9 protein-coding genes and 3 tRNA genes are annotated in these 8,443 nt (G+C 66.8%); 1 reads left to right on the top strand and 11 read right to left on the bottom strand.

What is annotated here, in order from left to right; genetic code table 11:
• Window positions 1-12: 12 nt before the first annotated feature.
• The 10 genes from IT361_12550 to IT361_12505 form a co-directional block, all read right to left on the bottom strand.
• A tRNA-Glu gene (locus tag IT361_12550) sits at window positions 13-85 on the bottom strand.
• Window positions 86-449: 364 nt separating this feature from the next.
• Window positions 450-522 (bottom strand) — tRNA-Trp (locus IT361_12545).
• 72 nt (window positions 523-594) lie between these two features.
• Window positions 595-668: transfer RNA gene (locus IT361_12540), tRNA-His, on the bottom strand.
• Window positions 669-765: 97 nt separating this feature from the next.
• Complete coding sequence (locus IT361_12535; GenBank protein MCC6318506.1) at window positions 766-1,737, bottom strand: M23 family metallopeptidase; 972 nt, start codon at window positions 1,735-1,737, stop codon at window positions 766-768.
• Window positions 1,734-1,964, bottom strand: a complete 231-nt coding sequence (locus tag IT361_12530; protein MCC6318505.1) for a hypothetical protein — start codon at window positions 1,962-1,964, stop codon at window positions 1,734-1,736. Before IT361_12530 ends, IT361_12535 begins: the two co-directional genes overlap by 4 nt.
• On the bottom strand, window positions 1,961-4,390 hold the full coding sequence (locus tag IT361_12525) for an excinuclease ABC subunit UvrA (protein MCC6318504.1): 2,430 nt from the start codon (window positions 4,388-4,390) through the stop codon (window positions 1,961-1,963). Before IT361_12525 ends, IT361_12530 begins: the two co-directional genes overlap by 4 nt.
• The gene (locus IT361_12520) at window positions 4,387-4,827 is read right to left on the bottom strand and encodes an SRPBCC domain-containing protein (protein ID MCC6318503.1); all 441 of its coding nucleotides are present in this window, start codon (window positions 4,825-4,827) and stop codon (window positions 4,387-4,389) included. Before IT361_12520 ends, IT361_12525 begins: the two co-directional genes overlap by 4 nt.
• A complete protein-coding gene (locus IT361_12515) occupies window positions 4,824-5,153 on the bottom strand; it encodes a transcriptional regulator (GenBank protein ID MCC6318502.1) in 330 nt (109 codons plus the stop codon). The genes IT361_12520 and IT361_12515 overlap by 4 nt, the downstream gene beginning before the upstream one ends.
• Before the next feature lie 35 nt (window positions 5,154-5,188).
• Window positions 5,189-6,154, bottom strand: coding sequence for an urea transporter (locus tag IT361_12510; GenBank protein ID MCC6318501.1), 966 nt, complete (start codon window positions 6,152-6,154; stop codon window positions 5,189-5,191).
• Window positions 6,151-6,567, bottom strand: a complete 417-nt coding sequence (locus IT361_12505; GenBank protein ID MCC6318500.1) for a winged helix-turn-helix transcriptional regulator — start codon at window positions 6,565-6,567, stop codon at window positions 6,151-6,153. Before IT361_12505 ends, IT361_12510 begins: the two co-directional genes overlap by 4 nt.
• A 201-nt stretch (window positions 6,568-6,768) precedes the next feature.
• Here IT361_12505 and IT361_12500 point away from each other — a divergent pair, with 201 nt between their 5' ends.
• Window positions 6,769-7,278 (top strand): protogloblin ApPgb, encoded by a 510-nt coding sequence (locus IT361_12500; protein MCC6318499.1) that lies wholly within the window; start codon window positions 6,769-6,771, stop codon window positions 7,276-7,278.
• Between the two features lie 191 nt (window positions 7,279-7,469).
• On the opposite strand, the gene IT361_12495 is transcribed toward IT361_12500, so the two are convergent.
• The gene (locus IT361_12495) at window positions 7,470-8,228 is read right to left on the bottom strand and encodes a twin-arginine translocation pathway signal protein (protein ID MCC6318498.1); all 759 of its coding nucleotides are present in this window, start codon (window positions 8,226-8,228) and stop codon (window positions 7,470-7,472) included.
• Window positions 8,229-8,443: the final 215 nt, after the last annotated feature.

Below are 8,443 nucleotides of genomic sequence, written 5' to 3'. Positions count from 1 at the left end.
CTGCACCATACATAGCGGTAACGGGATTCGAACCCGTGTTCCAGCCTTGAGAGGGCTGTGTCCTAGTCCCCTAGACGATACCGCCTCTGCTTCGCCTCTGGCGAAGCAGAGGCGTTATCACCGTTTCATTTCCTGTCGCAATCGCCGAGCGATTGCTCCTGGTCGTACCCGCCTCGAGCGAAGCAGAGGCGTTATCACCGTTTCATTTGCTGTCGCAATCGCTGAGCGATTGCTCCTGGTCGTACCCGCCTCGAGCGAAGCAGAGGCGTTATCACCGTTTCCTTTCCTGTCGCACTCGCCGAGCGATTGCTCCTGGCCGTTCCCACCACCATCGCCCATCGCACACCAGCAGGCCCCCGTAACCCGAAGCCTTGCAAAGTAATTGAGCGCCCCGTCCACCTCAACCGCGCACAAACATATACACCGGCCAGCGTACGAACGTCCTGCGACAGGCCAGGAGGGACTCGAACCCCCAACCGCCGGTTTTGGAGACCGGTGCTCTACCAATTGAGCTACTGACCTACACCCACCCGCGGGAACCGGCACCGCCCCCCGAGCAAACGAAGCAGGTCGCGACGGTCCCACGAGAAAAGGGGTGACTGAGGGGACTTGAACCCCCAACCCCCGGAGCCACAGTCCGGTGCTCTAACCAGTTGAGCTACAGCCACCAGCGAAACCGCAGGCGCGGAGACGACAGCGGCGAGCTTGCGCTCGCCGCAGATCGGGCACCCAACGGGGAGAGTTTAATCACCGCCCCGGACGTTATCAACGCTGGGCCCCGCGCCCCGCGCCCGTGCCGGTGCCGACTCCCGTCCCCCGCGCAGCCGCGCGCCGCGCCAGGGAGTCCCCCGCCAGCGCGAAGAGGGACATCGGGTTCACGGTGACCGTCCCGTAGCGAACGATCAGGTGGAGGTGCGGACCGGTCACGCGGCCGGTCGCTCCCACGGCGCCAAGGATCGCCCCACGAGCCACGGTGTCACCCACGGCCACATCCTGACGCGAGAGGTGAAGATACGCGCTGGTGAGGCCGCTTCCGTGGTCCACATACACCACGTTCCCGCCGTAATAGAACCGGTCCACGATCCGCACGACCCCACGATTGACTGCCCGCACCGCGGCGCCGGTCGCCCCGGCGAAGTCGGTCCCCATGTGGCGCGAGGTGATGGTGCCGTTGAACTCCCGTCCGCGGCCAAAACCACTCGTTATGCGCGACGCCCGAGGCAGACGCCACGCCCCCTCCCAGAGCGCCGGCGTGGCGTGGGAGGCCTCCGCGACCTGGCGCGCACGATCCGACTCCCGTCGAATCCGCGACGCGAGCGCCGAATCTGGTGCACGGGAAAATGCCGGCGAGACGCGAAGCCGCTCCACTGGATAGCTCGTCCGCGCCGGCACCACGCGCACTCGCACCGTGTCGGTCTGCTCGCCAGGCATGCAGCGAACACGGAGGGTCACGCTGCTGGACTCCGCATCGATCGGCAACGCGGCGAACGAAACAGCCCCTCCACCTCTCGGCACGAAATGCAGCGGCTGCCCAGCCACCTCGCCTTCCGGCCGAACCCCCAACGCCTCCGTCTGCTCGACCAGGACGCGGAAGAGTGCACCCGGAACGGGCGCGCGCGGTTCAATTGCCACAGCCAGAGAGTCCGCGCAGCTCCACCGCGCGCGCCCGGTCGCATTGGACTCGCCATGGGCGAGCGCCACCAGCGCGAGCGTCCCGGCGCCGACGACGCGCTTCACGACGACACGGCTCCCGCCCGGCCATCCGGACGACGTGCCGAACGGTACGGCAGCACGAACAGGTAGAGCCCCGAGAACACCAGGAGCGCCAACGGGAACAGCGGTGAATAGGTGACCCAGGCCGGCGGCTCGCCTCGGATCCTGAAGGCGAAGTTGGCGATGACGGTCACCGTGAACGCGATCGACACCCAGCGATGGAACTGCCGCACACCCTTGCTCCAGGTCATGCGAACCTCCCCCGCCCACGCCGGCGGGTGGTTTCTGTGATTTGTCCCGCCATGCCCACGCCCCCACCCACATACTCGGCGAGGTGCTCGCCGGTGATCGTCGATCGGGCAGCGACGAGTTTGGCCGGCGTCCCCTCGAACACCACGCGACCACCGTCATGGCCCGCGCCAGGACCGAGGTCGATGATCCAATCGGCATGCGCCATCACCGACTGATGGTGCTCGATCACGATCACCGACTTTCCGGCGTCCACCAGCCGGTCAAGCAGCCCGAGCAGTTGCTTCAGGTCAGCCAGATGCAGGCCGGTCGTCGGCTCGTCCAGCACATACACGCCGCCCGACTCCGCCATATGCGTCGCCAGCTTGAGCCGCTGCCGCTCGCCGCCCGACAGCGTGGTGAGCGGTTGCCCGAGACGCAGGTACCCCAGGCCCACGTCGGCCATCCGCTGCACGATGGCGTGTGCGGCCGGGAGGGCCGCGGCGCCACCGCCAAAGAATACCGAGGCTTCATCGACGGAGAGATCGAGCACGTCCGCGATGTTCCGGCCACCGAGCCGATACTTCAGCACCGCCGCCTGGAATCGCCGCCCTTCGCATTCCTCGCAGACCGTCGTCACGCCCGACATCATCCCGAGGTCGGTGTAGATCACGCCGGCTCCGTTGCACGCCGGGCAGGCACCCTCGGAGTTGGCGCTGAAGAGCGCCGGCTTCACGTGGTTGGCCTTCGCAAATGCCTTGCGTATCGGTTCGAGCAGGTCGGTGTAGGTGGCCGGGTTGCTGCGGCGCGACCCGTGGATGGCCGCCTGGTCGATCGTCACGACACCTTCGCGCGAACTCACCGCCCCATGGATCAGCGAACTCTTGCCAGACCCGGCGACGCCGGTAACCACCACCAGCACGCCTAACGGGATGTCCACGTCGACGTTCTTGAGGTTGTTGGTCTTCGCACCCCGGACCTTCATCACCCCGGTCGCCGTGCGCGTCGCGGTCTTGAGGGACGCCCGATCGCTCAGGTGACGACCGGTGAGCGTGCAGCTCGCCCTGAGGCCGTCGAGCGATCCCTCGAACGCGATGCTCCCCCCCGCCGCTCCCGCGCCCGGCCCGAGGTCAACGACATGGTCGGCAATGGCGATCATCTCCGGCTTGTGCTCGACCACGAGGACCGTGTTGCCCTTGTCCCGCAGGCGCAACAGCAGCTCGTTCATGCGCCGGATGTCGTGCGGATGCAGCCCGATGGTTGGCTCATCGAACACATAGGTGACATCGGTCAGCGACGAGCCGAGGTGCCGCACCATCTTCGTCCGTTGAGCCTCGCCGCCCGACAGCGTGCCCGACGGGCGATCGAGGCTGAGGTAGCCCAGTCCGATCTCGACGAACGAGTCGAGTGTGTGCCGGAGCGAGGCGAGGAGCGGCGCCACGGACGGCTCATGGATACCGCGCACCCACTCCGCGAGGTCGTTGACCTGCATCCTGCACACCTCGGCGATGTTGCGGCCGTTGACCTCCGACGAGCGTGCGGCGGCATTGAGTCGCGTCCCCGCACAGTCCGGACACCGCGTGAAGGTCACCGCCCGATCGACGAACGCGCGGATGTGCGGTTGCAGCGCGTCGACGTCCTTTGAAAGAAACGACTTCTGGATGCGCGGGACGAGCCCCTCGTGCGTGAGGTTGGCGCCGGCGACCTTCACCTTCGTGGCCTTCTGATACAGGAACTGCTCCCGCGCCTTGCGACTGAACGTGCGGATCGGCGTGTCAGGATCGATGCCGGCGGCGATGAACATGCGCACGCCCCAGCCGTCCGCGGTGTACCCCGGCACGGTGATCGCACCTTCGTTGAGCGACTTCCCCTCGTCGAACAGCTGCGTGAGATCGATGTCGTTGACCGAACCCATGCCCTCACATCGCGGGCACATGCCCCCCGCGATCGTGAAGGTCTTCTTCTCTGATTTCCCCTCCCCCTTCTCCACCGTGAGGCGCCCGACCCCGCTGACCGTCGGCACGTTGAACGCGAAGGCATTGGGGGACCCGATGTGCGGTTTGCCGATGCGACTGAACAGCACGCGCAGCAAGGCATTGGTGTCGGTCACCGTGCCGACCGTCGAGCGCGCGTTGGGGCCCATTCGCTCCTGATCGACGATGATCGCGGTCGTAAGACCTTCGAGCACGTCCACGTCCGGCCGGCCGAGCGAAGGCATGAATCCCTGCAGGAACGCGCTGTACGTCTCGTTGATCAGGCGCTGGGATTCGGCGGCGATCGTGCTGAACACCAACGACGACTTGCCGGAGCCGGAGACGCCGGTGAACACGGTCAGCCGATGCTTGGGAATCTCCACGCTGACGTTCCTGAGGTTGTTCTCCCGCGCGCCCTGCACACGGATCACGTCATGGCGCACGCCGGCGCGGGCGCCCGCGACGAGTGGGCTCACGGGAGCCGCCTCAGCAGGTCGACCAGCTTCCCGCCCATCATGTTCCAGCCGTAACGCGCGCCACCGAACTCCCGCTTCTGAGTCGCGGTGAAGCCGGACTGCACGATGGTCAGATGCGTGCCCGCATTGCTCGGCGCGAGGATGAACGTCACCACGGTCTCCAGAAACGGCACCGTCCACGTGTAGCTGAGCTTCCGCTGCGGCTCGATCTCGAGCACCCGACAGTTTACGGTGCCGTCCCAGCCTGGGTACGGCTGCGTGCGGAACATGAACGCAGCTCCGGGCTCGAGCCGGAAGTCGAGGGCCGGAAGCAACCACTCGGCGAGGAGTTCGGGCTCGGTCAGCGCACGCCAAACCTTCGCTGGCGCGTGCGCGAGGTCGAACTCCACGACAAGGGTCTGCGCGGTTGCCTGGGCCCTGGGGTCGGCGGATGTCATGGGTCCATGGTCTCCAGAAGGCGTTCGAGGCGTCGGCCGCGTTCCACCCAGAACGCGCTGTAGGTGGCGATCCAATCACGGACGGGCGCCAGTCGCTCGGCGACCAGCCGGTAACGACGCTCGCGACCCTGCCGCCGCTCGGCGACCAGTCCCGCATCGAGCAGCAAGCGCAAGTGCTGCGAGACGGCGGGTCGGCTCATGTCGAAGTGTGCGGCGATGTCGGTCACCGAGCGCTCCCCCCGCGTGAGCCGGTCCAGCATCTCGCGACGCGCGGGATGACTGATGGCAGCGAAAACCAGATCGGGTCGGGCGGGCGCAGTCGCCATGACTGCAATATGTAAGCGATAGCTTACGCGTCAAGTCAAAGCAGCCGAGAGAACCGGGGCGCCGCCGCCACGAACACCCACACGACGAGCACGAATGGCGCCGTCAGCGCCGGTACGCCCATCGGCTGCAGCGCCGCAGAGAGCGTGGCCGAGAGCACGGTCGCGAGGGCCACGGCGGTTGCGACGTACGCGAGCGATGTCACGCTCGGTGCGTACGCGGCCGACAGTGCGATGGCCGTGAGCACGCCGTTGAAGCCGAGCGCACCGCTGCGAAGCGCGGGCTCACCGGCGCCGAGTGCCCAGCCGAGGAGCAGCCCGGCGAGGGAACCAGCGAGAGCGGCAAGACACGCGACGCTCGAGCTGACGAGGAGGCCGAGGGCGAACAGTGCGCCGGTGATGACGTTGTCCTGCAGGAAGACCTGCGCGACACCTGACGCGAGCCCGTGGGCCACGGTCGACGTGCTGACGACGCCTTCGACTGTCGCCGCACCGGGAAGCCCGGCGATCGGACGTGCGTCAGTGGCCAGCACCGCGGCGAATCGGGACGCCGCGAGAACGAAACACAGGGTGGTGACCACGAACGGCGCGGTCAGCGCGGGCAGTCGGGATGCTGCAAACAGTTGGAGCAAGGCGGCCATGGCCACCGTGCTGCACGCGGCACCGAGCACCACGCAGATCCACGTCAGGACATTCGGTTCGAGGAAAACGACCAGCGCGACGCCGACCAGAGCGCCGTTGAAGCCAAAGAGGCCGGCGCGCACGTCGCTGCGATCGGCGTCAAGCAACACAGCGGTCGCCGTGCCAACGGCTGCGCCGATGAGCGTCGCCAGGCCGTAGAGCACCGAGTGCCAGGAGATACCGGCCAGAAAGATCAGTCCGGTGAAGCTGTTGTTCTGCAGCATGACCTGACCAACGCCACGCAGCACCGCATCGAGGAAAGCCACCGGATGCAGTCGACCGTCCGCGTCGTCGATCGCCAGGCCTGACGAGTTCCACCTCATGGCGCAGGCAGCCGAGGGCCGAGGGACGCGTCGCTCGTCTGCTCGAGGACGCCGGGCACGCCGTCGTCGACCGCGGCCTGCAGTCTTCGCACTTCTTCGAGGATCCCCATGAAACGGTTGCCGAAGGGCGTGAAGCGATACTCCACCTCGATGGGAGGCTTCTCGCCGAATGCACGACGCTCGAGGATCCCGAAGCGAATCATCTTCTGCAGCCGCTCGTTCATCACCTTGGTCGACAGACCTTCGCAGGCGCGCAGGAAGGCGCTGGGTCGGTGATGGCCTTCGGCGCACAATTGCAGCAGCCGCACCGACCACTTGCATCCGACGATGTTCTCGACCATCGCGGCGACGGGAACGGGTTGTCGCTGCACCACCGCCGCGGGTCCATCGAACCGGGTATCACGCTGGATCATCTGCTCCACCTTACCGAAAAGTGCGTTCCTGACGACGTGTCCCGACCAACATACGTTCGGCGGAGCACGGGCGCACAAGGCGCCCCATCACCCGACACTTGCGCAGGAGATGCCTTGAGCGACGCCGTCCGCATTCCAGGATACACGTTGGGCACCGGTGCCCTTGCTCGGTCCCCGGTGACGCTTTCCGACTTCGAGCTCATGAAGAAGAGCGTCCTCTTCACCGGCGACGACGTAGCCGCGCTCCGGCGGTCGCACGATATCGTGAAGGACCAGGTCGAAGCGATCCTCGATGTGTGGTACGGATTCGTGGGCTCGAACCCGCACCTGCTGGCCTCGTTCACCGGCACCACCGATGGCCAGCCGCTGAGTGCGTACCTGGGCGGCGTCCGGCGAAGATTCGGGCAGTGGATCCTCGACACCGCACGCGCCGAATACGACCAGGCATGGCTCGACTACCAGCACGAGATCGGACTGCGGCACCACCGCACGAAGAAGAACCGCACCGATGGGGCGGCGTCGAGCGCCATCGTGCCGTTCCGAGATCTCTTCCTGTTGATCTTCCCGGTGACCGTCACGCTCAAGCCGTTCCTCGCGGGCCAGGGGCGCACCGCGGACGAAGTCGATCGGATGTACGCGGCGTGGGTGAAGTCCTGCCTCCTGCAGGTGACCCTGTGGAGCCACGCCTATGTGCGCGACGGCGACTTCTGATCACTGCTGACCGGCCGCGCTCGGCGGAACGCGCCTGACGATGTTCCCGCCAGGCGCCTCCGAGACCGGACCCTGAGATCGACACCTCGGTTCGCGCTCGGCGGTGTTCCCGCCAGGCGCCTCCGGGGTCAGGCCGTCAGGTCGACACCCTCGGTACGCGCCCGGCGCACTTCCCGCCAGGCGCGCCGGGATCAGGCCGTGAGGTCAACACCGAGGTCAAACTTCCCGACGTAGCCGTTGCCCTTGCGGGACAGGTCGAGGAGCAGACTGGTGCCTCCGCTCCTGAAGATGTCGTCCTGGGCGTTGCGCAGCCATCCGGTGCGCTTCGCCGAATACGGCGCGCGCGCATACACCGCTTCGGTGTGCGCTTCGTCGAAATAGAGCTGCGACGTGAAGTCGTGGTGTTTGCCGCCTTCGACCGGCGTCCTCACCTTCACGTGCAGGTGAACGGCACGGCCTTCGTACCAGCCGGGATAGATCGTGTGGAAGCGCACGAGACCCGTGGCGTCCGATACCTGCAGCCCACGCAGGAACTTCTTGCCCCGCGTGTCGAACTTGCCCTGGAAGTCGACGACGTCCGAGTAGACGCCAACGGCATCGCACTGCCACAGGTCGACGGTCGCACCTACCAGCGGCATGCAGTTGCCCGCGACCACCTTCGTCAGGCGCAGCTCAACGTCGAGGGGCGTCCCCTGGCGCACCGAGCCATCGGTCGGGTCGGCGCGGATGTCGGTGCGGTTGAGCTTCTCGTCGACGAAGTAGGGCCCTTCCATCTGCTCGGGCCGCACGACGCACGCGGGGAGCCACCCCGGAGCGGTGCGCGGCGCGGCGGCGATTGCCTCGGCGTTGAGGGCGCGAACACCAAGCAGGCCGGCTCCTCCGATGCCGAAGAGCGTGAGCACTTCCCGCCGCGACAAGACTCTTCCTACCGGCGCGTCATCGTTTTCCATGGTGCGATTTCCCTGGTGTTTGGGAGCGAAAGGCTGGTGACCTCGCGGAGCGGTGATCTTACGACTTCAGGGAGACGCGTCCAGAGGTGCAGCCGACCTGAACAGCACACGAGCCCAGGGTACCTGCCGGCCTCGGTGCGGAGGGCCCTCCCCTCCGAAGGATCCCTCGTCGGTGACCCGCGGACTTGTACCGATGCTGCGCGCGGCGCAGGTTC

The sequence above is a fragment of the Gemmatimonadaceae bacterium genome, from assembly GCA_020846935.1.
Classification (GTDB): Bacteria; Gemmatimonadota; Gemmatimonadetes; order Gemmatimonadales; family Gemmatimonadaceae; genus RBC101.
The sequence above is the reverse complement of the archived record's forward strand: the minus strand, read 5'-3'. Positions and strand labels throughout refer to the sequence as shown.

Bases quoted from the DNA above. Each gene is read 5' to 3' on its own strand.
- IT361_12530 (MCC6318505.1), bottom strand. From the start codon at position 1,964: ATGACCTGGAGCAAGGGTGTGCGGCAGTTCCATCGCTGGGTGTCGATC.
- IT361_12520 (MCC6318503.1), bottom strand. From the start codon at position 4,827: ATGACATCCGCCGACCCCAGGGCCCAGGCAACCGCGCAGACCCTTGTC.
- IT361_12515 (MCC6318502.1), bottom strand. From the start codon at position 5,153: ATGGCGACTGCGCCCGCCCGACCCGATCTGGTTTTCGCTGCCATCAGT.
- IT361_12510 (MCC6318501.1), bottom strand. From the start codon at position 6,154: ATGAGGTGGAACTCGTCAGGCCTGGCGATCGACGACGCGGACGGTCGA.
- IT361_12505 (MCC6318500.1), bottom strand. From the start codon at position 6,567: ATGATCCAGCGTGATACCCGGTTCGATGGACCCGCGGCGGTGGTGCAG.
- IT361_12500 (MCC6318499.1), top strand. From the start codon at position 6,769: ATGAAGAAGAGCGTCCTCTTCACCGGCGACGACGTAGCCGCGCTCCGG.
- IT361_12495 (MCC6318498.1), bottom strand. From the start codon at position 8,228: ATGGAAAACGATGACGCGCCGGTAGGAAGAGTCTTGTCGCGGCGGGAA.